The 24,231-nt window shown below is 58.5% G+C and carries 28 protein-coding genes and 1 pseudogene; 12 read left to right on the top strand and 17 right to left on the bottom strand.

What is annotated here, in order from left to right; all coding sequences use genetic code 11:
• Positions 1–40: 40 nt before the first annotated feature.
• The 7 genes from acpS to folK form a co-directional block, all read right to left on the bottom strand.
• Positions 41–460: a holo-ACP synthase gene (gene acpS / locus QMP16_RS16050; protein WP_282153181.1), complete on the bottom strand. Its 420-nt coding sequence runs from the start codon at positions 458–460 to the stop codon at positions 41–43.
• Complete coding sequence (locus QMP16_RS16045; RefSeq protein WP_282153180.1) at positions 457–1,080, bottom strand: LysE family translocator; 624 nt, start codon at positions 1,078–1,080, stop codon at positions 457–459. Before QMP16_RS16045 ends, acpS begins: the two co-directional genes overlap by 4 nt.
• The gene (locus QMP16_RS16040; RefSeq protein ID WP_282153179.1) at positions 1,077–1,823 is read right to left on the bottom strand and encodes a pyridoxine 5'-phosphate synthase; all 747 of its coding nucleotides are present in this window, start codon (positions 1,821–1,823) and stop codon (positions 1,077–1,079) included. Before QMP16_RS16040 ends, QMP16_RS16045 begins: the two co-directional genes overlap by 4 nt.
• The gene (locus tag QMP16_RS16035) at positions 1,816–2,514 is read right to left on the bottom strand and encodes a DUF2062 domain-containing protein (protein WP_058273282.1); all 699 of its coding nucleotides are present in this window, start codon (positions 2,512–2,514) and stop codon (positions 1,816–1,818) included. Before QMP16_RS16035 ends, QMP16_RS16040 begins: the two co-directional genes overlap by 8 nt.
• A gap of 16 nt (positions 2,515–2,530) precedes the next feature.
• Entirely contained in the window at positions 2,531–4,663 is a 2,133-nt protein-coding gene (locus QMP16_RS16030; protein WP_282153178.1) for a RelA/SpoT family protein, read from the bottom strand.
• Between the two features lie 26 nt (positions 4,664–4,689).
• Positions 4,690–5,043, bottom strand: coding sequence for a DNA-directed RNA polymerase subunit omega (gene rpoZ / locus QMP16_RS16025; RefSeq protein WP_010437681.1), 354 nt, complete (start codon positions 5,041–5,043; stop codon positions 4,690–4,692).
• A gap of 94 nt (positions 5,044–5,137) precedes the next feature.
• Entirely contained in the window at positions 5,138–5,695 is a 558-nt protein-coding gene (gene folK / locus QMP16_RS16020; RefSeq protein ID WP_282153177.1) for a 2-amino-4-hydroxy-6-hydroxymethyldihydropteridine diphosphokinase, read from the bottom strand.
• Between the two features lie 153 nt (positions 5,696–5,848).
• Here folK and QMP16_RS16015 point away from each other — a divergent pair, with 153 nt between their 5' ends.
• The 7 genes and pseudogenes from QMP16_RS16015 (at position 5,849) to QMP16_RS15985 (ending at position 10,334) form a co-directional block, all read left to right on the top strand.
• A complete protein-coding gene (locus QMP16_RS16015; protein ID WP_058278950.1) occupies positions 5,849–6,421 on the top strand; it encodes an NYN domain-containing protein in 573 nt (190 codons plus the stop codon).
• 193 nt (positions 6,422–6,614) lie between these two features.
• The gene (gene ispH / locus QMP16_RS16010; protein ID WP_282120851.1) at positions 6,615–7,565 is read left to right on the top strand and encodes a 4-hydroxy-3-methylbut-2-enyl diphosphate reductase; all 951 of its coding nucleotides are present in this window, start codon (positions 6,615–6,617) and stop codon (positions 7,563–7,565) included.
• Positions 7,562–8,014, top strand: a complete 453-nt coding sequence (locus tag QMP16_RS16005) for a DUF3429 domain-containing protein (protein WP_108861284.1) — start codon at positions 7,562–7,564, stop codon at positions 8,012–8,014. The genes ispH and QMP16_RS16005 overlap by 4 nt, the downstream gene beginning before the upstream one ends.
• Positions 8,011–8,598, top strand: a complete 588-nt coding sequence (locus QMP16_RS16000; protein ID WP_282153176.1) for a class I SAM-dependent methyltransferase — start codon at positions 8,011–8,013, stop codon at positions 8,596–8,598. Before QMP16_RS16005 ends, QMP16_RS16000 begins: the two co-directional genes overlap by 4 nt.
• On the top strand, positions 8,591–9,058 hold the full coding sequence (gene rnhA, locus QMP16_RS15995; protein ID WP_108861286.1) for a ribonuclease HI: 468 nt from the start codon (positions 8,591–8,593) through the stop codon (positions 9,056–9,058). The genes QMP16_RS16000 and rnhA overlap by 8 nt, the downstream gene beginning before the upstream one ends.
• A pseudogene (locus QMP16_RS15990) lies at positions 9,055–9,677 on the top strand (trimeric intracellular cation channel family protein). The gene rnhA and the pseudogene QMP16_RS15990 overlap by 4 nt, the downstream one beginning before the upstream one ends.
• 54 nt (positions 9,678–9,731) lie before the next feature.
• The gene (locus QMP16_RS15985; protein WP_282153175.1) at positions 9,732–10,334 is read left to right on the top strand and encodes an alpha/beta hydrolase; all 603 of its coding nucleotides are present in this window, start codon (positions 9,732–9,734) and stop codon (positions 10,332–10,334) included.
• 6 nt (positions 10,335–10,340) lie between these two features.
• On the opposite strand, the gene QMP16_RS15980 is transcribed toward QMP16_RS15985, so the two are convergent.
• Genes QMP16_RS15980 through def (QMP16_RS15960) form a run of 5 tightly spaced genes read right to left on the bottom strand, consistent with a single transcriptional unit; the run spans position 10,341 to position 12,765 of the window.
• Positions 10,341–10,577 carry a GlsB/YeaQ/YmgE family stress response membrane protein gene (locus QMP16_RS15980; protein ID WP_058273291.1) on the bottom strand — a complete coding sequence of 79 codons (237 nt, stop codon included), beginning with the start codon at positions 10,575–10,577 and terminating at the stop codon, positions 10,341–10,343.
• 1 nt (position 10,578) lies between these two features.
• On the bottom strand, positions 10,579–10,833 hold the full coding sequence (locus QMP16_RS15975; protein ID WP_282120846.1) for a hypothetical protein: 255 nt from the start codon (positions 10,831–10,833) through the stop codon (positions 10,579–10,581).
• A gap of 14 nt (positions 10,834–10,847) precedes the next feature.
• On the bottom strand, positions 10,848–11,753 hold the full coding sequence (gene fmt, locus QMP16_RS15970; protein WP_282120845.1) for a methionyl-tRNA formyltransferase: 906 nt from the start codon (positions 11,751–11,753) through the stop codon (positions 10,848–10,850).
• 2 nt (positions 11,754–11,755) lie between these two features.
• The gene (gene def, locus QMP16_RS15965) at positions 11,756–12,250 is read right to left on the bottom strand and encodes a peptide deformylase (RefSeq protein ID WP_282153174.1); all 495 of its coding nucleotides are present in this window, start codon (positions 12,248–12,250) and stop codon (positions 11,756–11,758) included.
• Positions 12,247–12,765 carry a peptide deformylase gene (def, locus tag QMP16_RS15960; protein ID WP_282153173.1) on the bottom strand — a complete coding sequence of 173 codons (519 nt, stop codon included), beginning with the start codon at positions 12,763–12,765 and terminating at the stop codon, positions 12,247–12,249. Before def (QMP16_RS15960) ends, def (QMP16_RS15965) begins: the two co-directional genes overlap by 4 nt.
• 94 nt (positions 12,766–12,859) lie before the next feature.
• On the opposite strand from def (QMP16_RS15960), the gene QMP16_RS15955 reads away from it, so the two are divergent.
• On the top strand, positions 12,860–14,032 hold the full coding sequence (locus QMP16_RS15955; RefSeq protein ID WP_108861293.1) for a MalY/PatB family protein: 1,173 nt from the start codon (positions 12,860–12,862) through the stop codon (positions 14,030–14,032).
• 36 nt (positions 14,033–14,068) lie between these two features.
• Here the strand turns inward: QMP16_RS15955 and QMP16_RS15950 are convergent, their stop codons facing one another.
• Positions 14,069–14,422: a hypothetical protein gene (locus QMP16_RS15950; RefSeq protein WP_109312266.1), complete on the bottom strand. Its 354-nt coding sequence runs from the start codon at positions 14,420–14,422 to the stop codon at positions 14,069–14,071.
• 215 nt (positions 14,423–14,637) lie between these two features.
• Here QMP16_RS15950 and QMP16_RS15945 point away from each other — a divergent pair, with 215 nt between their 5' ends.
• A complete protein-coding gene (locus tag QMP16_RS15945) occupies positions 14,638–15,627 on the top strand; it encodes a glutathione S-transferase family protein (protein WP_282153172.1) in 990 nt (329 codons plus the stop codon).
• Here the strand turns inward: QMP16_RS15945 and QMP16_RS15940 are convergent.
• Positions 15,609–15,971, bottom strand: a complete 363-nt coding sequence (locus QMP16_RS15940; protein ID WP_108861296.1) for a response regulator transcription factor — start codon at positions 15,969–15,971, stop codon at positions 15,609–15,611. The two genes, QMP16_RS15945 and QMP16_RS15940, sit on opposite strands and share 19 nt — an antisense overlap.
• Before the next feature lie 182 nt (positions 15,972–16,153).
• On the opposite strand from QMP16_RS15940, the gene QMP16_RS15935 reads away from it, so the two are divergent.
• From QMP16_RS15935 to QMP16_RS15925, 3 genes are read left to right on the top strand one after another with little or no spacing between them, the layout of a single operon-like run.
• Positions 16,154–17,119: a threonine-phosphate decarboxylase gene (locus tag QMP16_RS15935; RefSeq protein WP_282153171.1), complete on the top strand. Its 966-nt coding sequence runs from the start codon at positions 16,154–16,156 to the stop codon at positions 17,117–17,119.
• A complete protein-coding gene (gene cbiB, locus QMP16_RS15930; RefSeq protein WP_282153170.1) occupies positions 17,116–18,036 on the top strand; it encodes an adenosylcobinamide-phosphate synthase CbiB in 921 nt (306 codons plus the stop codon). The genes QMP16_RS15935 and cbiB overlap by 4 nt, the downstream gene beginning before the upstream one ends.
• Before the next feature lie 11 nt (positions 18,037–18,047).
• Positions 18,048–19,211: a lytic murein transglycosylase gene (locus QMP16_RS15925; protein WP_282153169.1), complete on the top strand. Its 1,164-nt coding sequence runs from the start codon at positions 18,048–18,050 to the stop codon at positions 19,209–19,211.
• 52 nt (positions 19,212–19,263) lie between these two features.
• On the opposite strand, the gene QMP16_RS15920 is transcribed toward QMP16_RS15925, so the two are convergent.
• From QMP16_RS15920 to QMP16_RS15910, 3 genes are all read right to left on the bottom strand, one after another.
• Complete coding sequence (locus tag QMP16_RS15920; RefSeq protein WP_282153168.1) at positions 19,264–20,061, bottom strand: class II glutamine amidotransferase; 798 nt, start codon at positions 20,059–20,061, stop codon at positions 19,264–19,266.
• Positions 20,062–20,240: 179 nt separating this feature from the next.
• Positions 20,241–20,591 carry a hypothetical protein gene (locus tag QMP16_RS15915; protein ID WP_058273303.1) on the bottom strand — a complete coding sequence of 117 codons (351 nt, stop codon included), beginning with the start codon at positions 20,589–20,591 and terminating at the stop codon, positions 20,241–20,243.
• A 54-nt stretch (positions 20,592–20,645) separates the two neighbouring features.
• Positions 20,646–24,101 (bottom strand): chromosome segregation SMC family protein, encoded by a 3,456-nt coding sequence (locus QMP16_RS15910; protein ID WP_282153167.1) that lies wholly within the window; start codon positions 24,099–24,101, stop codon positions 20,646–20,648.
• Positions 24,102–24,231 lie beyond the last annotated feature (130 nt).

The following is a 24,231-nucleotide window of genomic DNA, read 5'->3' as shown; positions in this document are numbered from 1 at the left end:
TATTCGTTGGGGTGCTACATGCGGGTCAGTTAAGGGCAAGTCAAGGCTGCGCGGGGCCATCGTGAAGCGGACGCGCCTCGATCACCACGAATGCCTGTGCCCAGGGGTGATCGTCGGTCAGGGTAACGTGGATGATGGCCTCATACCCTTCGGGCGTCATCTCTTTCAGCCGATCTGCCGCCCACCCGGTGACATGCATCACAGGCTGACCGGTGCGCAGATTGGTCACCGACATATCCTTCCAGGCAATGCCCATGGCCAGACCGGTGCCTAACGCCTTAGAGCACGCCTCCTTTGCGGCCCAGCGTTTGGCGTATGTTCCCGCAATATCAGCGCGACGTTCCGCTTTGCTCTGTTCAATTTCGGTGAAGACGCGATTGCGGAACCGATCCCCGAACCGGTCCAATGTGCCCTGAATGCGGTCGATATTTGCAAGATCTGTGCCGATGCCGAGGATCATGAGAGCCGCACCGTCAAAATCTTGTAACTCGCCACTCCAAAGAACCCGGCAAATGCAAAATCGAACCAGCGGCGGGCGCGGCGGTAGGCTCGCACCATGCGTTCCGAAGAGAAGAGAAAGGCGTAGCCGATGAAGACCAGCAAAGATCCTGCATAGAGCATGGCGAAATAGCCCAACAACATCGAAAGGCTGGCATCATTCGGAGCGACGATAGCATAGATCGACCCCCAACTCAGGATCGCCTTAGGGTTGGTCAGGTGAATGGCCGCGCCCTTGGCAAAGATTGTGCGAAAAGAGCCGGTGACAGGGTTGCCCATAGCAACCTCATCAGACGTCATCGCCCGGCGCAGCGCCTTGATCGCCAACCAGCCTAAATAGGCCACCCCCACATAGCGGATGACCTCGAACACCCAGGCATTTGCCAACATGATTGCTGACAGGCCCAGCGCTGCGGCGATGCCCCAAGCGGCAGAACCAGCACAAATGCCCAAAGCAAACACCAGGCCAGCGCGGCGACCTTCGTTCATTGCCGTTCCGGCAATCCCCATTGTTGCAGGCCCCGGAGAGCCACCGGCCATCAGCCAGGCAAACCAAATGGCAACAAAACCGGGCGTGATCATCCGCGCGCCTCATCCATTAGACGCCGCATCTCGGCCATGGCAGGCGTGAGGCCGCGAAAGATCGCCTCGCCAATAAGGAAGTGGCCGATGTTCAACTCGCGCACTTCGGGGAACGCCGCGATCGGTTGTACGGTGTCATAGGTCAGGCCGTGACCCGCGTGGACCTCAAGACCCAGTGAATGGGCAAAAGCGGACATTTCGCGCAGGGCTTCCAACTCACTGTTGGCCTTGTCCGCCTGGCCCTCAGCCATGGCATCGCAATAGGCACCGGTGTGCAGCTCGATCACTTCAGCGCCGATACGATGCGCGGCCTCGATCTGGCGCTGATCAGCAGCGATAAAGATCGACACACGACACCCGGCATCGCGCAGCGGCGCGATAAAATGAGCCAGCTTGTTTTCCTCGCGCGCGACTTCCAGCCCGCCTTCGGTGGTGCGTTCTTCGCGCTTTTCAGGGACGATGCAAACGGCATGCGGCTTATGCCGCAAGGCAATTTTCTGCATCTCGGGCGTCGCGGCCATCTCAAAGTTTAACGGCACCGACAGGACCTCCATCAGGCCATCGATATCAGCGTCCGAGATATGGCGACGGTCTTCGCGCAGATGCGCGGTAATGCCGTCAGCCCCGGCCTCTTCCGCCAGCTTGGCGGCACGCAGCGGATCAGGATAGGCCCCGCCCCGCGCGTTGCGAACCGTGGCCACGTGGTCGATATTTACGCCAAGACGCAGGTGGTTGTCAGACATCGCTCGAATCCTTCTTAAGGCCCTGGTCTGAACCTAGGGCATTCATCAATGGAACGGCAGGCTTTGTTTCGGCCAAGCGTTTGATTTCGTCAAACTTTGCCTTGATCTTGTCGCGACGGCGCTGCTGATAGGTGCGGATCAGCGGCAAGCTGAGATAGGAGCAAATTACACCCGCCAAAATGCCCGGAAGAACGCCGCCAATCATGTAGGGAAAGAACACCTCGTTATAGAAGATGCTGAGCCCATGCCAGTCCGCGACACGGTCGGTGAACATGGCAATAAAGTTGTTCTTCAGATCACCCATTGCATCTGTGAACTTGCCCATCAGACCATGCGTGTCGCCTTTGTGGAACTTGGTTCCCAGCAGAAAATGCCCGGTCTGCAGGCAAACCACACCGATTGGCACATAGGTGAGTGGGTTGCCAAAGAATGTTCCACTCAGTGCCGCCAGAATATTGCCGTTCAGCAACCGCGCCACCACAGCAGCGACCAGAAAATGCAATCCGTAGAACGGAGTGAATGAGGCAAAGACGCCTGCCCCGATGCCACGCGCAATGCGCTCGGGGGAATCCGGAAGCCTGCGAACACGATGCTTGACGTAGTGAAAGGCCCGCGTCCATCCACCACGGGGATAGACGAATTCAGACGCGATCTGGACAGGCGAGCGTCGGTCTCGGCGCTTAAATACCACTCCTGATCACCCCTTCTCAGCCAGCCGCTACTGCGGTTTTTGCCCTGTCCCGATACCGCTCTACAGCCGCCACGTCGCTTTCGGCCTCGAGCATCAGCATGAGCGAATGCAGCTGCTCCAGGTCACGCAATTCGACACTGACCAGAAGGCGGTAAAAATCGGGTTTGCGGTCGACGAATTCCAGGTTCGAAATATTTGCCTTTTTCTCGCCTATCAACGTACAAATGCGCCCTAACACCCCCGCATCATTGCCAATCGTGACGTCCAGCGTCGCACCATGAACGGCCGGGTGCGTGCCAGAATGCCAGTGCAGATCAACCCAGCGATCTGGTTCGCTTTCGAACTCGGACAGGCGGTCGCAATCGATTGCGTGCACCACAACGCCCTTGCCGCGATAGGTAATGCCGACGATGCGTTCGCCAGGCAAAGGCTGACAACAAGGCGCGCGGTCGAATTTCTGGCCGGGTTCAAGGCCGATCACCGCGCGGCGCGGAGAAATGGCATCACCGTCATCCTGGGTAAGTTCAGGGTAAACGGCGCTGACCACATCATGCGCCGTCAGCTCGGCGCTGCCGAGACGCGCCAGCAATTCGTGACGATCCTTCAGGCGCAGGTGTTTCGCAGCGGTATCCAGCGCCTTGTCGGTAGCCTTTCGACCGACATGTTCGAAACCGGAACGCGCAAGTTCCTTGCCCAGCTTGATGAACCGCTCGCGGTCGACCTCGCGCAGCGCACGCCGAATGGCGGTCCGGGCCTTGCCGGTCACCGCAATCTCAAGCCACGTTACCTGAGGCGTCTGGCCGTCAGCGGTAATTACATCCACCGACTGACCATTCTTGATCCGCGTCCACAGTGGCACACGGATGCCGTCCACCTTGGCGCCAACACAGGCATGTCCAATGCGCGTATGGATCGCATAGGCGAAATCAATCGGCGTAGCCCCGCGCGGCAGCTTGACAACATCACCCTTGGGCGTGAAGCAAAACACCTGGTCCGAGTACATTTCCAACTTGACCGCTTCGAGGAAATCTTCGTGATCTTCCTCACTGTCGAACTGTTCAGTCAGGTTCGCAATCCACTTGGCCGGATCAACGGCAAAAGGGTTTTCCGAGCGGACACCGTCGCGGTACGACCAATGCGCTGCAACGCCGGTTTCTGCCACATCATGCATCTGACGGGTGCGGATCTGAACCTCGACCCGTTTCCCGTCGCGGCCGGAAACTGTTGTATGGATCGAGCGATATCCGTTCGATTTCGGCTGGCTGATATAATCCTTGAACCGACCCGGCACCGCGCGCCAGCGCTGGTGAATGGCACCCAGCGTGCGATAGCAATCTTCCTCGGACCGGGTGATTATGCGAAAGCCGTAGATGTCGGACAGGCGCGAAAAGCCCTGATCCTTTTCCTGCATCTTACGCCAGATCGAATATGGCTTTTTGGCGCGACCAAACACTTCGGCTTCGATGCCCGCCTTTTCCAGCTCGTGCCGCATGTCGCCGGTAATCCGATGAATCACGTCGCCGGTTTCACGTTGCAGGGTGATAAAGCGGCGAATGATCGACTGGCGGCCTTCGGAGTTCAGAACGCGGAAAGCAAGATCCTCAAGCTCTTCGCGCATCCATTGCATACCCATCCGACCCGCGAGCGGCGCGTAGATATCCATAGTCTCGCGCGCTTTTTGAACTTGTTTTTCAGGCCGCATCGCCTTGATAGTGCGCATGTTGTGCAGACGGTCAGCGAGCTTGACCAGAATAACCCGCAGATCCTTGGACATGGCCATGAACAGCTTACGGAAGTTCTCGGCCTGTTTGGTTTCGCGGCTGGACAGTTGCAGGTTGGTCAGTTTGGTGACGCCGTCGACCAGCTTGGCAACCTCTTCCCCGAACAGTTCGGACACTTTGCCATAATTGGCTTTGGTGTCTTCGATCGTGTCATGCAGCAACGCCGTAATGATCGTCGCATCATCCAGACGCTGTTCGGTCAGGATGGCGGCCACGGCAACGGGATGGGTGAAATAGGGTTCGCCTGAATGGCGAAACTGACCGTCATGCATCTGCTTTCCGAACTCATATGCTCGGGCGATGCGGTCAGCATTAGTCTTAGGGTTGTAGTTGCGGACCAGCGCAATCAGGTCGTCTGCAGAAATCATCCGGTCCGCACCTTTATCTTTGGGGATTACCCCTGGCCTTGAGCCTCCATCAGAGCGCGCAGCAGCTTCTCTTCCGACATATCGTCATCGGCAGGTTTGTCCGACTCCGCACCCATCAGCAGAGCCATCTGATCTTCTTCCGGCTCGTCGACCTCAATCTGGGTCTGGTTGGCCTCGATCAGGCGCTCGCGCAGTTCATCCGCGCTTTGGGTTTCGTCCGCAATCTCGCGCAGCGACACGACGGGATTCTTGTCATTGTCACGGTCGACGGTGATCGGGCCGCCGGCAGAAATCTCGCGCGCACGATGGGCGGCAAGCATCACCAGTTCAAACCGGTTAGGAACCTTGTCTACGCAATCTTCAACCGTCACGCGGGCCATGGGGCGCTCTCCGTTACTGAATCCATGTCAGGAAGAGGTTTATCTAAGGGCGAATCCCTGCCTTGACAAGCAAGAAATGCTGCAAATGCAACGTTCACACAGCCGTGACCTCTGCAATATCCGCCGCGGGCAGGTCTGCCAGCATTTCAGTTACCGTCCGGCCCAGCACAGGATGCCGCCAATCCGGGGCTACGTCCGCCATCGGAACAAGTACAAAAGCACGATCCTGCAGACGCGGATGTGGAATAATCAGCCGATCCGGCGCCTTTTGCGTCTGTTCCTGTGCTGGCAGGGTCAGCCAGCTGTCATATACGGTGCGATCCGGCAGAACCAAATCATCATAGCACACCAGATCAAGATCCAGCGTTCGCATACCCCATCGCTGCACCCTTTCGCGACCAAACTGATGCTCAATCTGGTGAAGCAGGTGCAACAAATCGGCTGGTGTCCTGTCCGTTTCGATCACTGCAGCTGCGTTAATATAGTCGGGCCCGGCACCTGCCGGGAAGCACGGGGTCTCAAAAAAACGGCTGACGGCACGAATCACCACGCCTTGACGCAACATCGCGTCAAGTGCGCTTTGAAGTGTCACCTTGGGGCCAACACCTCTCAATTTGAGATTTGCGCCCAGCGCGATAACCGCTTTTGACATAGATTTGTACGTTCCATTCACTATATTCGGCGAATTGCATGCTTGCGATACGACCGAAATGGCCTAATTATAGAAGATCAGCGCGCCGCATATTTCCAAATACCCACTCACGTAACACCACGGCGTCCTGTATTGTACCGGAAGGACCTATTTATGTTCTATAAAGACGAACGGCTAGCGCTGTTCATCGACGGCTCGAATCTTTATGCGGCCGCAAAAGCACTGGGGTTTGACATCGACTACAAATTGCTGCGCCAGGAGTTTATGCGCCGCGGCAAGATGCTTCGGGCTTTTTACTATACGGCGCTATTGGAAAACGATGAGTATTCCCCGATCCGCCCCTTGGTTGACTGGCTGCATTACAACGGCTTCACCATGGTGACAAAACCGGCGAAGGAATACACCGACAGCATGGGGCGTCGGAAAGTCAAAGGTAACATGGATATCGAACTGACAGTCGACGCCATGGAACTGGCACCGCGTGTCGATCATATCGTGTTGTTCTCGGGCGATGGGGATTTCCGCCCGCTGATTGCCAGCTTGCAACGTCAGGGCGTGCGCGTTTCGGTGGTTTCGACCATCCGCAGCCAGCCGCCGATGATCTCGGACGAGCTGCGTCGCCAGGCTGACAACTTCATCGAACTTGAAGACCTGCGCGACGTGATCGGGCGACCTCCGCGTGAAATGCCCATGGAGCCTCGCAGCGTTGCTGCGGGTGGACAGTAAGACCCGGCCACTCACCAAGCCCGGGGGAAGAAATTAGCGCGGTCAGGCTGTACCAACCTGGCCGCGCTTCTTTAACTAAAAGCAGGTACTGAAACACCTGCTGGCTAGCAGTGATTCATGTCAGATCAATGACAATGTCCTGTCTAGACCATAGCCGGGAAAAGACTTACCTGTGGCCTATGGAGACCAAGACATGACCAAGCCGCCCCTTACCCTATACCTCGCCGCGCCGCGCGGGTTCTGCGCCGGTGTCGACCGGGCGATCAAGATCGTTGAAATGGCGCTGCAGAAATGGGGGGCTCCGGTCTATGTGCGGCATGAAATCGTGCACAACAAATTTGTCGTCGATGGTCTGCGCGCCAAGGGGGCCGTTTTTGTCGAAGAGCTGGACGAGTGTCCTAACGACCGACCCGTGATCTTTTCAGCCCACGGCGTCCCAAAATCCGTCCCAGCATCAGCAGCCCAGCGGGAAATGATCTACGTCGATGCCACCTGCCCGCTTGTCTCCAAGGTTCATGTCGAGGCGCAGCGCCATGCTGAAGCCGGATTGCAGATGATCATGATCGGGCACAAGGGCCATCCGGAAACCATCGGCACCATGGGCCAATTGCCTGACGGCGAAGTGCTGCTGGTTGAAACCGTTGATGACGTGGCCTCGGTTCAGGTGCGCAATCCGGAAAAGCTGGCATTTGTCACCCAGACGACGCTTTCGGTGGATGACACCAAGGACATTATCGCGGCCCTCGAAGCCCGGTTCCCGGCCATCGTTGGCCCGCATAAAGAGGACATTTGCTACGCCACCACGAACCGGCAAGAGGCCGTTAAGGCCGTGGCTCCGAAATCGGATGCTTTGCTTGTTGTCGGCGCACCGAACTCTTCGAACTCACGCCGACTGGTCGAGGTCGCGGCGCGCGCCGGGTGCAACTATGCGCAATTGGTGCAGCGCGCCCACGATATCGACTGGCGGGCGCTGGAAGGCATCTCATCCATCGCCATTACCGCAGGCGCGTCAGCACCCGAAGTGCTGGTGAATGAGGTGATTGACGCTTTCAACAACCATTATGACGTAACGGTTGAACTGGTCGAAACTGCCGTCGAAAATGTCGAATTCAAAGTGCCCCGCGTCCTGAGGCAAACCGCATGAGAGGCGTCCCCAAGGCGCCGTTGGTTCTAGCGCTGGCGGGGCTGATCCCGTTCATTTGGGGCGCGCTGACCTCCTTGAACGGCGATTTGCAGGATTGGGGCAGGCAAGAGCTTGGGTCGCGGTTCGTCGGGCCGTATATTCAACTGTTCTACGGCTCGGTGATCTTAAGTTTTATGTCCGGTGTTCTGTGGGGGTTCGCCACCAAGACCTCGGGCAGTAAGGCAGCGACATGCTATGTGCTGTCAGTCCTCCCGGCGCTTTGGGCGTTTTTCATGACCGGCGGTGGACCTGTCGAGGCGGGCATCAACCTGATGTACGGCTTCGCCGGTTTGCTGATGTTGGATGCGATATTTGCATATTGGCGGCTGACCCCAACATGGTGGCTGAGGCTGCGCGTTCTGCTGACAGCCATCGTCCTGATATGCCTTGCCGTAGGAGTGTACCTGTGACCGATCGCAAGACAATTGATGCCTACACCACGCGTGTTGCCGAGTATCTGAGCGTCCCATTGCCGCCCGAACAGATCGAAGCGCGTATGGCCTTTGCCGAAGCGGTTGCGCCGGGTGGCTATGTGCTGGACCTCGGCTCAGGCCCTGGGGCGGATAGCATGTTTTTCCTGCGTGAGGGGCTGCGGGTTCGGGCATTGGATGCGACGCCGGCCTTTGTGGAACACGCCCGCGAAAATGGCGTAGATGCGCATGTCGGTACATTTGACGATGTGACCGATACGGCCACGTTTGACGGCATCTATGCCAGCTTTTCGCTGCTGCATGCACCGCGCAAGGATTTCCCGCGCCATTTGGCGGCCATCCACCGGGCATTGAAGCCCGAGGGTATCTTTTTCCTTGGTCTGAAACTGGGAACCGGTGAACACCGTGACGACATTGATCGCTATTACACCTATTTCTCACAGACCGAGATCGAAGAGGCGCTGGCCGAGGCAGGGTTCACAATTGACCGGATTACAACCGGAGTCAGCAAAGGTCTGGCCGGGTCTTATGACGGCTTTATTCTGGTGATCGCCCATGCCTGAATTGTTTGCCTATACTGATGGTGCCTGTTCGGGCAATCCTGGCCCCGGGGGCTGGGGCGTGCTGATGCGCGCGATGGACGGCGAAAAAGTCCTGAAAGAGCGCGAGCTGAACGGCGGCGAGGCTGAAACCACCAACAATCGCATGGAATTGCTGGCAGCGATCAGCGCGCTGGAAACGCTGGAGCGGGCCTCGAAGATCACCGTGGTAACCGACAGCGCCTATGTGAAGAATGGCGTCACCGGCTGGATTTTCGGCTGGAAGCGCAACGGCTGGAAAACCTCGAACAAGAAGCCGGTCAAGAATGTCGACCTGTGGCAGCGACTGGACGAGGCGCAGGCGCGCCATGACGTGACGTGGGAATGGGTCAAGGGCCATGCAGGCCATCCCGAAAACGAAAAAGCCGACGAGCTGGCCCGCGCGGGCATGGCCCCCTTCAAACCCAAAAAGGCGCAAACGTGAGCGGTCTGGCACTGCTCGACTATGCCTCAGTTCTGGTTTTTGCCCTGACGGGTGCATTGGTGGCTAGCCGGGCACAGCTGGATTTGGTGGGTTTTGCCTTTATGGCCTGCCTGACTGCTGTGGGCGGCGGAACCGTCCGCGACCTGCTGCTGGACCGGCACCCGGTGTTTTGGGTTGGTCAACCGGACTATATCCTGATCGCCACAGCGGCTGCCGTGGTTGTGTTTTTTACTGCTCATTTGGTGGAAAGCCGATACAACTTGCTGGTCTGGCTGGACAGTTTCGCCCTGTCGATTGCCGCAGCAGCAGGTGCTGGCGCAGCCTTGTCGCTGAACCAATCCGGTGTCATCGTTGTGCTGATGGGCGTCACAACGGGCTGCCTTGGCGGCTTAATGCGGGACGTGGTCTGCAACGAAGTGCCACTGGTCCTGAAACAAGGCGAGCTCTACGTCTCTTGCGCGTTTGCCGGGGCTTTTGCCGCAGTGATCGCAACCCGACTTGGTTTCGACGAGCTGGCCACATTGGCCGCATGTGCGTTGATCTGCTGGGCATTGCGGCGGGATCATTGGTGTTTGGCTGGCGGCTTCCGGTTTACAAGGCGCGCCCGCCGCGGCAATAAATGGGTGCAAAATGTTCGATCTGCATTTCCTGTGCCACAGAAGTGAGAACTGAAATGAAATTCACTTTCCCCATTTTTGTCGCCTCACTGGCTCTTCTGGGTGCGTGTGCAGAGCGATACGACGCCGTCAGCTTCGTTGTACAGGGCGACGAAATCGTTGCTTCGGGGGCTATTGATCACACGACACTCAGCGCTTTTGAAGAAATCACTGCGGCCAATCCCGAGATCAAGACACTTGTACTGCAGAACATCGAAGGCTCGGTCGATGATGATGCAAATGTCGTTTTCAGCCGCATTGTGCGAGACGAAGGGTTCGATACTGTGGTGCCCTCAAACGGCTTGGTCGCCTCTGGTGGCACCGATCTGTTCCTGGCCGGCAATCGACGCACTCTAGAACCTGGCGCATGTGTCGGGGTTCATAGCTGGGGCGGCGGCGGATTTGTGGCTGCCAACCTGCCCGAAAACCACCCCGAGCACGATCGCTATCTCGACTATTTCAATGATATTGGTGTCGACCCGGCCTTTTATTGGTTCACGCTTGATGCAGCGTCCGAGGACGAAATGCACTGGATGTCAGCAGAGGAAGCCAATCGATTCAATATGGCGACGCGCAATTCGAAATCGTTGGGATCAACAGTGATTTGCGACGAGCGGTAGCCCCGCTCAACGCCGCAGATAGGTCTGCCATATCCAGATTACCAGCAGCGCGCCCAGAACCGCGCCTACAAATCCGGACAACCATCCTGCCACGGTGATCAAAGCCCGCAACAGAAATCCGCCAACCAGTGCACCAACGATGCCAATCAACATGGTTGTGGGAATGTTGGCCTCGATCCGCATTAAACGGGTGGCCAGGAACCCTGCGGCGGCTCCGATGACGATCAGGGCGATGACAGGCATGTCACTTCCTCCAATGAGTCGGCACGATGATCAGCGCGCCGACGGATGACACAATAGCGTTCAATCCCGGGGACCCAAAAGCAAGGCTAAACCCGAACATCCTGCCAAACATGATCTGAGCAAAGAAAAACAGAAAGGCACCGCCGATACAAATGATGATAGATTGCAGATAGCCGTTTCGGGTAAACCCGGTTTTCTCCGCGAGGCTTCCAACGACGGCTGCGATTAACACCGTCCCCATCAAAGTCATGTACAAGTCTGTTATTCCTTCTAAATCCGACTTCCCTTGGCCACAGGCCAGCCCCGCAGAAAGGTTTCCTTATCCTGTGCGCCTTTGCCCGCCCGTTGCAGGCGCAACAGATCAACGGCACCCTCGCCGCAAGCTACTGTCAAGGCATCGTCCAGAGCTTCGCCGGGTACGCCTTGCCCCTCGGCCAGACGCGACGCCAGTAGTTTCACGCGGTCTCCGTCAATCTCGGTCCAGGCACCTGGGAACGGGGACAGACCGCGGATCTGCCGGTCCACCTCGGCTGCGGGCCGGGACCAGTCAATCCGTGCCTCTGATTTGTCGATCTTGGCGGCATAGGTCACACCGACCTCGGGCTGCGGCTCGGGCGTCAGATCCGGCAGGTCATGCAAAGCCTCAACGATCAGTTTGGAGCCCATTATCGACAGCCGGTCATGCAACTGGTCGGTGGTTTCCTCGATCCCGATATCGGTTGCTTCGCGCATAAGAACCGGGCCTGTGTCCAGACCGGCCTCCATCTGCATGATGCAGATACCGGTTTGCGCATCGCCGGACATGATGGCGCGATGGATCGGGGCCGCCCCGCGCCAGCGCGGCAACAGGCTGGCATGGATATTCAGACATCCCTGGGCAGGCGCGTCCAGAATGGGCTGCGGTAGGATCAGGCCATAAGCGACCACCACAGCCACATCTGCGTTCAGTGCAGCAAAGGCATCCTGTTCATCTGACGATTTCAGAGACACCGGATGGCGGACAGTCAGGCCTAACGCTTCGGCCCGTGCGTGAACCGGTGTCGGTCTGTCCTTTTTGCCCCGACCAGCCGGGCGCGGGGGCTGGCAATACACGGCGACGATATCATGCCCAGCTTCGACCAGTGCATCCAGAACCGGAACCGAAAAGTCGGGCGTACCCATGAATACAACGCGCATCTCTACCCCAGCTTTTTGGTTTTGCGCAGCAGCATGTCCCGTTTGACCTTGCTGAGTCGGTCGAAATACATCTTCCCGTTCAGATGGTCGATCTGGTGCTGTACGCTTGTGGCCTCGATCCCGACAAAGTCGCGGCGATCCACCATCCCCTGCTCATTCAGGAACTTGACCGTCACCGCACGTGGGCGCTTCACCTTGGCCGAAACACCAGGCAGGTTCGGGCTGGCCTCATCATGTTCGCGCAATTCGATTGAGCTGTGCAGGATTTCCGGGTTCGCCAGACGCACAGCCTTACCGCGTTCGACCGAGCCGTCCACCACGGCCAGCCGCAACAAGACACCAAATTGCGGTGCGGCAAGGCCAACACCGGGCATCGCCTCCATCGTGTCGATCATGTCGTCCCAGATGGCGCGGATTTCGTCGGTGATCTCGGCGACGTCCTCGGCCTTGGTGCGCAGGCGTTTGTCGGGCCATGGCAGGCAGGTGCGAGCGGTCATGCGCGGGCCTGCTCGCGCTTTAGTTTCTGCATTTTTCGCGTGATCATCTGACGCTTGAGCGGCTTGAGATAGTCGATGAACAGCTTGCCGTTCAGGTGGTCGATCTCATGCTGAACACAAGTCGCCCACAGGCCGTCGAATGTTTCCTGCTTCAAGTTGCCATCCTGGTCGATCCACGTGACATCAACCACTTTGGGGCGCGTGACTTCGGCAAATTGCTCGGGGATCGACAGGCAGCCTTCCTCGTAGACATTGGTTTCATCGGACGAGGCGATGACCTCGGGGTTGAACATGATCAGCGGACGCGGGGCTTCGCCCTCTTCCTTAATGCAGTCCAACACGATCAACCGATCCAGCACGCCGATCTGAGGCGCGGCCAGACCAACGCCAGGCGCGTCATACATCGTCTCCAGCATGTCGTCTGCCAGCTTGCGCAGCTCGTCGCTGATATCTGCCACGGGCGCGCAGACCTTTTTCAGGCGGGGGTCGGGATGGATCAGGATATTGCGTTTCATGGGGTTGATTTAGGCCATCCCGCACTGTACCGCAACGCCCCCCTTGCACCCGCTGGAATTGTAGCTAGCTTTCGTCCGGACAGATGGAGCAGACATGACTTTCAACGACCTGATCGACCGCCGGGGAACCAACAGTTCAAAATGGGATAAGATGGAGCAAATCTACGGTGTGCCCCCGCAGGACGGGCTGGCCATGTGGACGGCAGATTCCGATTACCCAACAGCGCCTTGCGTAATTGATGCGGTTCGCAAAGCGGCTGACCATGGGGTCTTTGGGTATTCGTGGATTCACCCGGAATATCTGGCATCGATTCAGTGGTGGATGAAGAACCGCCATAGCTGGGACATCGACACCGATTGGGTGCTGACTTCACAGGGGTTAGGCAATGCGATCGCCCTGTCTCTGGATGTCTGGAGCGAACCCGGCGACGGCGTCGTCATCTTCAGCCCCGTCTACCATGAGTTTGCCCACAAGGTGAACAAATCGGGACGTCGCGTTGTCGAGTGCCCGCTAGTTCGCCAAGGCGAAACCTATGGCCTGGATCTGGACGACGCTCAGTCGCGTCTGGACGGGTCGGAAAAGCTGTTGCTGTGGTGCTCGCCGCAAAACCCCTCGGGCCGGGTGTGGACACCGGATGAACTGCGTGCCGTGGCCGCATTCGCCGAACGTAATGGGTTGATTTTGGTCTCGGATGAGATCCACCACGATCTGGTTTATCCTGGCAATACGTTCGTGCCGATGGATGTGGCTGCGCCGGATGCGCGGCCGTGGACCGTGACCCTGACTGCGGCGTCCAAGACATTTAACATCGCCGGTCAACGCACCGGTAACATGATCATTCCGGACCCCAAACTGCGCGCGGCCATGCGGCACCGCATTCAGACGCTGGACTATGACCCCAGCGCGTTGGGCGTGGCGATGATAACTGCCGCCTATTCGCCCGAGGGTGCGGCATGGGTTGACGAGCAGGTCGCGCATCTTGCGGGCAACTGCCAGGTCTTTGACGCAGCAATCGCCGAGATCCCTGGTCTGTGGTCCATGCCGTTGCAGGCTACTTATCTGGCTTGGGTAGAATTCTCAGGAACCGGCATGACCCATGAAGAGTTTGTCCGCCGCCTGCGCGAAGATGCCAAAATCGCAACGTCCTCAGGCCCCGGTTTCGGCGCAGGTGGTGAGACCTTCGAACGGTTTAACTTGGCCACTCAGCGTGCACGGGTCGAAGAGGCATGCGCCCGGCTAAAGCATGCATTTGCTGATTTGCAGTGAACGAGGCGGCCAACGGCGATGTCGTTGGACCTGCCCTCAATCCTTGTGCCCAAGCAACGCAATCGGCGCGTCCGGCGCGCGGTAGAAATCCAGCGGAGCCTTGTCGGCTGCGGCCGTGCTGCGTTTAAACTCGTACCGCATTTCGCCTGCTTCATCCTCATCCGCGATGATTAGGCATTGGTACAAGTGACTGACACCATCATAGATATCCACAAGCCCGCGCAGTTGAGGCGTGGTTTCGGCCTCAACTGTAAATCCGTCTTTCCACAATCGAAGAATCTTGTAGGTATTGTCGCCAATATCGACACGAAGGCGGCTGATCTTTTTCAATCCTGCGATTCGCGCCGCATCCAATTCGGCAGTAATTTCCTTTGAAACATAAGTACTCATAAAAATATCTCCCCCGGCAGTGTATTCTATTGTGAGGCGCAAATTGTAAAAATCCAGTGAACCTGATCACAGTCAGCGCCGGGATTTCAATTTGTTGCACAGAAATCCCAATCCTTCCTGTGCGTATGCGCAGGAAGGATGCGCGCGCCCTCGCATAGGAACGCCCCATGTACCCGCCTATGTTTGGCGCAAACGCTTTTCGGAGGGCATGAGCAATGGGCCTGTTGGTCGACGGTAAATGGCACGACACTTGGTATGACACCAAATCCACGGGCGGCGCGTTCAAACGCAGCGCCGCGCAGTTTCGCAATTGGCTGACGGCAGATGGCAGCGCCGGACCATCGGGCAAGGGTGGCTTCAACGCTGAAACCGACCGCTACCACCTCTATGTCAGCCTGGCCTGTCCATGGGCGCACCGCACTCTGATCTTCAGGGAACTGAAAGGTTTGAACAAGCACGTCTCAGTCTCAGTGGTACATCCCGACATGCTGGACAAAGGCTGGACCTTCGAGACTGATGACTACGGCGCAACCGGGGACACACTGTACGGTCTGGGCTTTGCTCACCAGATTTACACCAAGGCCGACCCGACATATTCGGGTCGTGTCACAGTGCCGATCCTGTGGGACAAGAAACAGCAGACGATCGTTTCGAACGAAAGCTCGGAAATCATCCGCATGTTCAATTCAGCCTTTTACAGGATCACCGGCAACACCGACGATTACTGGCCCGAAGCGAAGCACGATGAGATCGAAGAGGTGAATGCGCGCATCTATTCCAACGTCAACAACGGCGTCTACAAATCCGGCTTTGCCACCAGCCAACAAGCTTATGACGCCGCCGTGGACCCGCTGTTTGAAACGCTGGACTGGTTAGAGGATCGTTTGGCTTCAAACCGTTATCTGATGGGGGATCGTCTGACCGAAGCTGACTGGCGGTTGTTCACGACGCTGATCCGGTTCGATCCCGTCTATCATCTGCATTTCAAATGCAACCGGCGGCGACTGATCGATTACCCCAACCTGTGGGGTTATACGCGCGAGCTTTATCAATGGCCGGGCGTCGCTTCGACGGTGAACATGCACCACATCGTGCGCCACTATCACTATAGCCACGAAAGCATCAATCCGCATCGGATCATCCCGACCAACCCGGTTTTGGACTACATGGAACCGCACGGGCGCGGTCAGCGGCCCGCCGCGTAATGCTCTACCATCGCCGCCAGATCTTCTGGCGGCGTGCCGCTTTGCACATAAGCGCATGCGTTTGGGCTGTGGGCAAAGATCGATCCGTCTGAAAAAAAGGTGGTGTTGGTGACAAAGATCACCCGCGCCTCGGGGCGGCGATAGCTGGCGAAATCAGCCACTGCCAACGCGCTGCCATTTTCCAGCACCAGATCCAACACGATGATATCGAAATCCGTGCCATACAACGCAAGGATCGCAGCCTCTTGCCCGGCAACAAGCGTCACTTCGGCGCCTTGCCGTTCCAGATGTCTTTTCCAGACCCGACCAAGGTCGGGGTTACTCTCAACAATCAGTACATTCATTTGCAACAACCTCGGCACTTGGTAGAGTGTGCGGTGCCGACCCCCGTGGTTTGTGATCACGCTTATTCCTTAACAAAGTGTTAACGGTGCCGGTCAACCGGGCCGATCACGCGGATTTGCTTGTGTAGGCGGCAAAAATCCGCTTGAAGCACCGGAAACACGCAATTCCGACGAGAACACCGATGGCAAGCCCAAACGCAGATTTGAACCCCCGTGCCGCGCGCGACCATGGCGGCGGGCTGGACGGTGCTATCGCCCGGTTCGGCGGGGCACGCGACGATTGGCTTGACCTGTCCACCGGCATCAACCCACACCCATATCCGGTGTCGGGACTGAACCCGTCGGATTGGGCCGCGCTGCCGGATCACGGTGCGTTTGAACGGCTGTCTGCCGCAGCACGCCAGTTCTGGTCTGTTCCCGAAGGTGCCGCGATTCTGCCCGCGCCCGGCGCATCAGCAGTAATCGCCCGCATGCCTGCCCTTACTGCGACGGGTCGGGTTCAGATCACAGCCCCCACCTACAACGAACACGCGGCAGCTTTCTCCGCGCAGGGTTGGACAGTTCAATCGAACGGTCCAGCCGAGGCGCGCGTCCTTGTGCACCCGAATAATCCGGATGGACGTATCTGGACCGTAGAGGACGCCGATGTTCCCCTGACCGTGATTGATGAGAGTTTTTGTGACGTTTGCCCTGACGCATCCCTAATTCATTTGGCCGAGCGGCCCGGTGTGATCGTGTTGAAAAGTTTCGGCAAGTTCTGGGGTTTGGCCGGGCTACGACTGGGATTTGCGATTGGCCGCCCTGACCTGATCTCAAAGCTGAACGATCTGACCGGGCCGTGGTCCGTCTCTGGCCCTGCCCTTCGGATCGGGGAACAGGCGCTGCAGGACACAGACTGGGCCAAGGCGACCCGTCAGCAATTGTCGGATGCTGCAGATCGACTGGACGAGCTCGTCACGGGCAAAGATGCAAAACTAGTCGGCGGCACAACATTGTTCCGCCTTTATGACGTCGACGATGCCGCCGCTTGGCAGGCCAAGCTGGCCCGCGCCCATATCTGGAGCCGCATATTCCCCTACTCAAACACCTATCTGCGCCTTGGCTTGCCGCCCGCAGACGGGTGGAGCCGGCTTGAGGCCGCGTTGTGAGCACAGCTTTTCTGCTGGTTTGCGCCATGTGTCTGGACGCGGCGCTTGGAGAGCCAGATTGGCTCTGGTCGCGCATTCGTCATCCGGCAGTGATGATCGGCACTGTCATCGGCTGGTTGGACCTGCGCCTGAACCGCGGAACGAATAGGCGCTTGAAAGGCGTGGCCATCGTGCTGCTGCTGATCTTTGGCGCAGTGATTCTGGGCCGCGCGCTGACCCTGTTTGGGCCGGTGATCGAAATCGTCCTTGCCGCAATTCTGCTGGCACAGAAGTCACTGGTGACCCATGTGCGCGTTGTCGGTGACGGTCTGCGCACCTCCTTAACCGAGGGCCGCGCCAAAGTCGCCATGATCGTTTCGCGCGATACGCGGGACATGACCGAGGCGCAGGTCGCGCGATCTGCGATTGAGAGCGCTGCCGAAAATCTCAGCGACGGCGTAATTGCGCCCGCCTTCTGGTTTCTGGTCGCGGGCCTGCCGGGGTTGCTGATCTACAAGGCGGTCAACACCGCCGATAGCATGATCGGCTACCGGTCAGAAAAGTACCGCGACTTCGGCTGGGCCGCGGCGCGTCTGGACGATTTGTTGAACCTCATTCCCGCCCGTCTGACCTGCGTGATGATCGTGGCGCTATCCGGTCAATGGGCGCGCTGGCCAGAAATGGTCGCGGATGCACGTCGCCATATCTCACCCAACGCCGGTTGGCCCGAGGCCGCGATGGCGCGCGCCTTAAACGTCGCCCTTGCCGGGCCGCGCAGCTATGACGGACAGGTCCGCGATCTGGCCTGGATCAACGGTGATGCGCCACGTAACATCGGCGCGCCGGAGATTTTCCGCGCATGTGACATGCTATGGCGGGTTTGGGGGCTTGCGCTGGGCCTCGTGTCGGTGTGGGTTGGGGTCAGCTTTATTTTCTGACGGACCCTAAAATGCGTTTACTCTCGGGCATCATTGCCGCCACCCTGCTCGCCTCTCCCGCCCTGGCCCAATGTGGCGGCGGGTTCAATTCCTTTGTGAAGGGTCTGAAGGCCGAGGCCGTTCAGCAAGGGTTCGATAAATCCACCGTGAACAGCTTTTTCAAAGGTGTTCAGCAGGACAGCGCGGTTCTAAAGGCGGATCGGGCGCAAGGCGTATTCCAAATACCGTTCATCGATTTTTCCCGCCGCCTGATCTCGCAGAACCGGATAGATCGCGGCAAATCCATGTCTCGCAAATACGATACGGTGTTTGACCGGATTGAGCGGGAATATGGCGTGTCGCGCGGTGTACTGCTGGCATTCTGGGCGTTCGAGACCGACTATGGCGCGGTACAAGGTGACTTCAACACCCGCAACGCTCTGGTCACTCTGGCGCATGACTGCCGCCGCCCCGAACTGTTCCGACCACAGGTTTTTGCGGCCATCGAGCTCTATAGCCAAGGGGATTTTGACCCCAACCGCACGACCGGTGCCTGGGCAGGTGAGATCGGCATGGTGCAAATGCTGCCCCGCGACATTCTGGAAAATGGCGTGGACGGGGATGGCGACGGCAAGGTCTCGTTAAAAACCTCAGCCCAGGATGCGCTGATGTCGGGCGGCAAGATGCTGTCGCATCTGGGCTGGCGTCCGGGTGAGCCCTGGCTGCAGGAGGTAACTGTTCCCGCCCAGATGGACTGGTCCCTGTCCGGCCCCGGCAAGTCGCGGTCCGTATCTGAGTGGCAGGCGATGGGCGTTCAAGCACGCAGCGGATCTCTGGCCAATCTGCCCGCGTCGCTGATCCTGCCACAGGGTCGCAACGGCCCTGCATTTTTGGCCTACCCAAACTTTGACGTCTATTTCGAATGGAACCAGAGCTTTGTTTATGTCCTGACCGCCGCCTATTTCGGTACACGGTTGGAGGGCGGCCAAATCTATGACGCAGGTTCCCCGCCACAAGGTCTGTCGGGCGCGCAGATGAAGCAATTGCAGACCAAGCTTCAAGCGCGTGGGTATAATGTGGGCAAGATCGACGGCATTCTGGGCGCGGGTACACGGGCTGCCGTTCAGGCCGAACAGGCACGGCTGGGGTTGCCCGCGGATGCGTGGCCAACAGCTGATTTGCTCAACCAGTTATGAGCCCCGATGCGTCCCGCACAGACGGGACGCATCCGGACGCAACACCACAGAGTTATGCAACCTCGGCGTGGTGATGCGGCGCTTTTGGTTCAAACGCGTGTGAAGTCAACGCCTCTCCCCGCGTTTCAATCGCCGTATTGGCAGGGATTTCAGTCCATTCGCCGCTATTCGCGTCCAAGGGTTCGGACGAAATAATGAACCCATCCTTACACGCCTTGTAGTGGAGGCTTGGGGCAAAGCGGTCCGAGGCATATCGGGCGGCAAAAAGGCGATCGCCGTCCGACCAACAAGCGGCAAAGCGAAGATATGGCATCGTACCCCGGCGTCGTGACAGATCTTCGACACGTTGGACTGCCCGCTCCATGGCCCCGATCGGATCAATATCCAGACCTTCGCCATGGGCAATCAGGAAAATCGCTTCGCTTTCGGTTGCGCCAAGCCGGTAGCTGTAGAGGTCAGGTGGTATCATCCCGTCCAACTCCTGCCGGATTCGGTCATGCCCTCCGGCCTGCCCATTATGCATAAAACTCCATCTTCCAACGCCAAACGGGTGGCAGTTGTTCCGCGAAGTTGCAGTACCCGTTGATGCCCGCACATGGGCCAGAAAGAGATGCGACCGGGTGTGATGCGTAAGCTGTTTCAGGTTGGCATCCGACCAGGCGGGGTTAGTGTCCTTGTAAAAACAAGGCGTCTCACGTTCGGAATACCAGGCAAGGCCAAATCCGTCTGCATTGATCGGCGTCTTACCGATCAGAGCATTTCGGCTCTGAATGACAAGCGATTGCTCTTGGTTCAGAACCAATTCATCTAGATAACGCTTTGCGCCTGCCCAAGCCAGAAATCGGCACATCTGTTAGCCCCATTGAGTATGAATTTTTCAGAGCATACCACCGGATCAGATAATAAAACTCACCATTCTTCGCGGGAATTCGGTATTATTTCGATCAAATGACAACGCAAAACGCGAATTTTAAATCAGCTAATGCCGTACTTGAATCCAATGCCTGATCGCCGAGGCGGCTACCTAACTCATTCAGGCCGGACCGGGTATCGGTCGCCTTTCTCGTCAATCAAAACTAGGCGCTTACCGCTGCGTACATAGAGATCGCAGCGGCTGAACCCGTTACGATACGCGATGCAGACACTGCCGTCGTCGGCAATGGAATATGTCCCAAACGCGGAATCCCCGCTGGCGTAGGTAAAGGAATAAGCCCCACCAGCCGAAAACTTGGACTGTCCGTCGTCATAGAAGGTCAGGGTTCGCCCCGCGAGGGCGTCCAGCTCGGCAGATGAAAGCGGGACATCTCCGGGTTTTGTTGGCCATTCCGCCGCCACAACCGGGCTGGCAGCCAACAAGGCAAAGATCAGATATCGGGTCATGCTGCCACCATAACCCGCCACGCGGCGATTGAGGCATAACGTTGCAGTGAACGATCAGGCGACCATCTGTTCGGCCTTTTTCAGATCGACCGAAACCAACTGGCTGACGCCCTGTTCCTGCATGGTCACGCCAAACAGCCGGTCCATCCGCGCCATGGTCACCGCATGGTGGGTGATGATCAGGAAACGAGTGTCCGTCTGGCGGCACATTTCGTCCAGCAGGTCGCAGAAACGGGTGACGTTGGCGTCATCCAGTGGCGCGTCGACCTCATCCAGCACACAGATCGGCGCGGGGTTGGCGAGGAAGACGCCAAAGATCAGCGCGGTCGCCGTCAAGGTCTGCTCGCCGCCCGAAAGCAGGCTGAGAGTGGATAGCTTCTTGCCCGGTGGCTGGCACATGATTTCCAGCCCGGCATCCAGCGGATCGTCGCTTTCGACCATGACCAGATTGGCCTCACCACCACCGAACAGGTGCTTGAACAGCATGGCAAAGTTCGAATTCACCTGCTCAAACGCGGTCAAAAGACGCTCGCGGCCTTCCCGGTTAAGGCTGGCAATCCCACTGCGCAGGGCCTTGATCGCTTCTTCCAGATCAGCCTTTTCGGTGTTCAGCGTATCGAACTCTTCCTGAACTTCCTTGGCGTCTTCTTCGGCCCGCAGGTTCACCGCACCCATCGCGTCTCGCTGGCGCTTGTGGCGGTTTACTTCGGCCTCAAGCGCGTCGGCTGCAGGCATCTGGTCAGGATTCACATCCAGTTGGTTCAGCAACTGGTTCGGCGTCAGCTGCTGATCTTCAGCGATCCGCTCAGCAGCTGCCACGACGCTTTCTTTGGCTGCGTCACAGCGCGCCTCAGCCGCTGCACGGGATTCGCGGGCTTCAGACGCCAAACGTTCAGCTTCTCGCTCGGCCAGCACAACTTCGCGCTGCTGCGTCTCAGCCTCGGCAAGCTTGTCGGCGGCCTCGGCACGCCGGGCCTCGGCTGTCTCGATCAACTCGTTCAGTTCTTCGCGGGCTTCGGCGATCTCACCCGGGGCGGCCATCGCCTCAGACAGTTCTTCCTCAGAGCTATCCTTGCGTTCGACCAATTCCGCGATACGTTTTTCTGCTGAATCCAGTCGGTGCCGCCAGCCACTGAGGTCCTTGGTCACTTCCTGGGCCCGCCGGGTTCGTGCCTCGCCTTCGCGGCGCAGCTCATCATGGGATGAGCGATGGGTCAGCATGGTGATCCGCGCGGCCTCAACCGTCTGTTTGATATCCTCGACCTGCGCGCGCGCGCTGTCGACGTCACCCAGGCCGGCCAGAGCACCTTCGGCCTCGCGCAGTTGCGCGCGGGCAGACATGGCATCATCCTTGTGTCTGTCAACGGCAAGGGTAAGCGTTTCCAGCCTGCCCTGCGCCAGATTGCGGTCAGCCTCGGCCCGGCTCAGCCCGCGCGCGGATTCTGCCATCCGCTGATCGGCGGCGCGTCGGGCTTCACGGGCCCGGCGGTCTGCCTCGGTGACATCCGCCAGTTGCTGCGACAGCGCTTCATGCGCGGCGCGGGCACCATCAGCCTGCGCTTCGGCGCGGGTAAGTTCCTGTTTCAGAGCTTCAAGCTTGTTGAGCTGTTCCAACCGCAAAGCTGCAGCGCTTGGCGCATCTTCGGCCCATGCCCGGAACCCATCCCAACGCCATAAGTCACCCGAACGGGACACCAGACGCTGCCCCGGCTTTAATGAGGCTTGCAGCCGCGCGCCCTGATCCGCATCAACCAATCCGATCTGAGCGATCCGGCGGCTCAGACGGTCTGGGCCCGAGACATGCAACGCCAATGGTTCTGCACCATCGGGCAGGGGCTGATCTGCATCGTAGCCTGACACTTGCACCCAGCCGGACGGTCCGTCGGCATCGACCAAAGGTGTACGCAGGTCGTCAGCCAGTGCCGCCCCCAGCGCCTTTTCAAAGCCGGGCTCGACCCGCAGCAGATCCAGAACCTGCCCGCCTTCCGCCGTATCCCGTTCGACCAGCTTGGCCAAGGCGGATGTCTCGGCACGGATTGCGCCCAGTTCACCCTCGGCCTCAGACCGCTGGGCGCGCGCTTCGGCTTCTCTCGCTTGCGTTTCATTGCGCAGTTCGTCCGCTGCGGCCAGCGCTTCGTCGGCGGCCTCAGCGGCCTCGCGCGCTTCTTCCTCACCCTCTTGCGCTTCCTCAAACGCTTCGCTGGCGCGGGTCAAAGCATTGCGGGCTTCGTCTACCGCAGCACGGGCTTTCTCTTCTTCGCCTTCGGACCGGGTCAGCGTCTTGCGGCTGTCTTCGACCAAACGCTGAGCCGACTGGTGACGCGCCACAAGACGCGCCACATCTTCGGTTTCCTGCGACAGGTGATCTTCTCGATCTTGCAGCACGGATGCGGCTTCGCGCGCGATCTCGGCGGCCTCAGCCACTTTGTCGTCATGCCCATCTGCCGCTTTGGCCAGTTCGCGCGCTTCCCATTCCAGACGCTCAATCATCTGGCCCGCGTCCCGGTTCAGGCCGGTTTCGCGTTCGATATCGTTGGCCAATTGCTGAATTCGGTTGGTCAGCGTCTCGATCGTCTGACGCGCGCGGGTTTCCTGATCAGCCAGTTGGTCGCGCTGTACCTGCTGTCGTTGCAAGACGGCGGCGGCGATTGCCTCTTCCTCGCGCAGAGGCGGCAGAATTTCCTCGATTTCAGACCGCTTGGCGCTGGCGGCGCGGGCTTCGGCCTCCGCGCGCGAGGCTTCGGTGATCCGCTCGCGCAAGACGTCTTCGGCCTGTTGGCGGGCCATGTCAGCCTCTTTCCAGCGGCGATAGAGCAGCATGCCTTCAGCCTGCCGTAGTTGCTCCCCAATCTCACGGTACCGTGCGGCCTGACGCGCCTGCCGCGCAAGCTGCCCCAATTGGGTGCCAAGCTGTTCAAGAACGTCATCCACACGGGTCAGGTTGGATTCGGTGCCCTTCAGCTTAAGCTCCGCCTCGTGGCGGCGCTGATAAAGGCCCGAGATACCGGCCGCCTCTTCCAGAATGCGGCGACGCGCGCGGGGCTTGGCGTTGATCAGCTCGGCGATGCGGTTCTGCCCCACCAGTGCAGGTGAATGCGCGCCGGTCGAGGCATCGGCAAAAAGCATCTGGACATCGCGCGCCCGAACATCTTTGCCGTTGGTCTTGTAAGCGCTGCCGACATCGCGGGTGATGCGACGCACAATTTCCAACTGATCGCTGTCATTGAACCCCGAAGGTGCCAAACGTTCCGAGTTATCCATCGTCAGGACAACTTCGGCAAAATTGCGGGCCGGACGCGTTGCGGCCCCGGCAAAGATCACATCCTCCATCGCGCCACCGCGCATGGATTTGGGGCGGTTTTCACCCATTACCCAACGCAACGCTTCCAGAAGATTGGACTTGCCGCAGCCATTTGGGCCCACCACACCGGTCAACCCATCCGCGATAATCAGATCGGTCGGGTCAACAAAGCTTTTGAAGCCGGTGAGTTTAAGTTTGCTGAACCGCAAAGGCCGCTCGTCCCATGATTCCTATATCTGGAAGTCTGCGCAACCCATTGGGGGTGAGTCAACGGAGTAACGCAGGATATGGGATTTCACGCCAAGTTATCCACAATATCTTGCCAAAATACGCAAAAAA

This window comes from Ruegeria atlantica (assembly GCF_947495585.1).
GTDB classification, from domain to species: Bacteria; Pseudomonadota; Alphaproteobacteria; order Rhodobacterales; family Rhodobacteraceae; genus Ruegeria; species Ruegeria atlantica_G.
Note: the sequence above shows the minus strand (reverse complement) of the source record. Positions and strands in the feature narration are given on the sequence as shown.

What these genes read in the sequence shown, in the direction of transcription:
- acpS (WP_282153181.1), bottom strand. Translation starts at nt 460, where the DNA reads ATGATCCTCGGCATCGGCACAGATCTTGCAAATATCGACCGCATTCAG.
- QMP16_RS16045 (WP_282153180.1), bottom strand. Translation starts at nt 1,080, where the DNA reads ATGATCACGCCCGGTTTTGTTGCCATTTGGTTTGCCTGGCTGATGGCC.
- QMP16_RS16040 (WP_282153179.1), bottom strand. Translation starts at nt 1,823, where the DNA reads ATGTCTGACAACCACCTGCGTCTTGGCGTAAATATCGACCACGTGGCC.
- QMP16_RS16030 (WP_282153178.1), bottom strand. Translation starts at nt 4,663, where the DNA reads ATGATTTCTGCAGACGACCTGATTGCGCTGGTCCGCAACTACAACCCT.
- rpoZ (WP_010437681.1), bottom strand. Translation starts at nt 5,043, where the DNA reads ATGGCCCGCGTGACGGTTGAAGATTGCGTAGACAAGGTTCCTAACCGG.
- folK (WP_282153177.1), bottom strand. Translation starts at nt 5,695, where the DNA reads ATGTCAAAAGCGGTTATCGCGCTGGGCGCAAATCTCAAATTGAGAGGT.
- QMP16_RS16015 (WP_058278950.1), top strand. Translation starts at nt 5,849, where the DNA reads ATGTTCTATAAAGACGAACGGCTAGCGCTGTTCATCGACGGCTCGAAT.
- ispH (WP_282120851.1), top strand. Translation starts at nt 6,615, where the DNA reads ATGACCAAGCCGCCCCTTACCCTATACCTCGCCGCGCCGCGCGGGTTC.
- QMP16_RS16005 (WP_108861284.1), top strand. Translation starts at nt 7,562, where the DNA reads ATGAGAGGCGTCCCCAAGGCGCCGTTGGTTCTAGCGCTGGCGGGGCTG.
- rnhA (WP_108861286.1), top strand. Translation starts at nt 8,591, where the DNA reads ATGCCTGAATTGTTTGCCTATACTGATGGTGCCTGTTCGGGCAATCCT.
- QMP16_RS15985 (WP_282153175.1), top strand. Translation starts at nt 9,732, where the DNA reads ATGAAATTCACTTTCCCCATTTTTGTCGCCTCACTGGCTCTTCTGGGT.
- QMP16_RS15980 (WP_058273291.1), bottom strand. Translation starts at nt 10,577, where the DNA reads ATGCCTGTCATCGCCCTGATCGTCATCGGAGCCGCCGCAGGGTTCCTG.
- fmt (WP_282120845.1), bottom strand. Translation starts at nt 11,753, where the DNA reads ATGCGCGTTGTATTCATGGGTACGCCCGACTTTTCGGTTCCGGTTCTG.
- def (WP_282153174.1), bottom strand. Translation starts at nt 12,250, where the DNA reads ATGACCGCTCGCACCTGCCTGCCATGGCCCGACAAACGCCTGCGCACC.
- def (WP_282153173.1), bottom strand. Translation starts at nt 12,765, where the DNA reads ATGAAACGCAATATCCTGATCCATCCCGACCCCCGCCTGAAAAAGGTC.
- QMP16_RS15955 (WP_108861293.1), top strand. Translation starts at nt 12,860, where the DNA reads ATGACTTTCAACGACCTGATCGACCGCCGGGGAACCAACAGTTCAAAA.
- QMP16_RS15950 (WP_109312266.1), bottom strand. Translation starts at nt 14,422, where the DNA reads ATGAGTACTTATGTTTCAAAGGAAATTACTGCCGAATTGGATGCGGCG.
- QMP16_RS15945 (WP_282153172.1), top strand. Translation starts at nt 14,638, where the DNA reads ATGGGCCTGTTGGTCGACGGTAAATGGCACGACACTTGGTATGACACC.
- QMP16_RS15940 (WP_108861296.1), bottom strand. Translation starts at nt 15,971, where the DNA reads ATGAATGTACTGATTGTTGAGAGTAACCCCGACCTTGGTCGGGTCTGG.
- QMP16_RS15935 (WP_282153171.1), top strand. Translation starts at nt 16,154, where the DNA reads ATGGCAAGCCCAAACGCAGATTTGAACCCCCGTGCCGCGCGCGACCAT.
- QMP16_RS15925 (WP_282153169.1), top strand. Translation starts at nt 18,048, where the DNA reads ATGCGTTTACTCTCGGGCATCATTGCCGCCACCCTGCTCGCCTCTCCC.
- QMP16_RS15920 (WP_282153168.1), bottom strand. Translation starts at nt 20,061, where the DNA reads ATGTGCCGATTTCTGGCTTGGGCAGGCGCAAAGCGTTATCTAGATGAA.
- QMP16_RS15915 (WP_058273303.1), bottom strand. Translation starts at nt 20,591, where the DNA reads ATGACCCGATATCTGATCTTTGCCTTGTTGGCTGCCAGCCCGGTTGTG.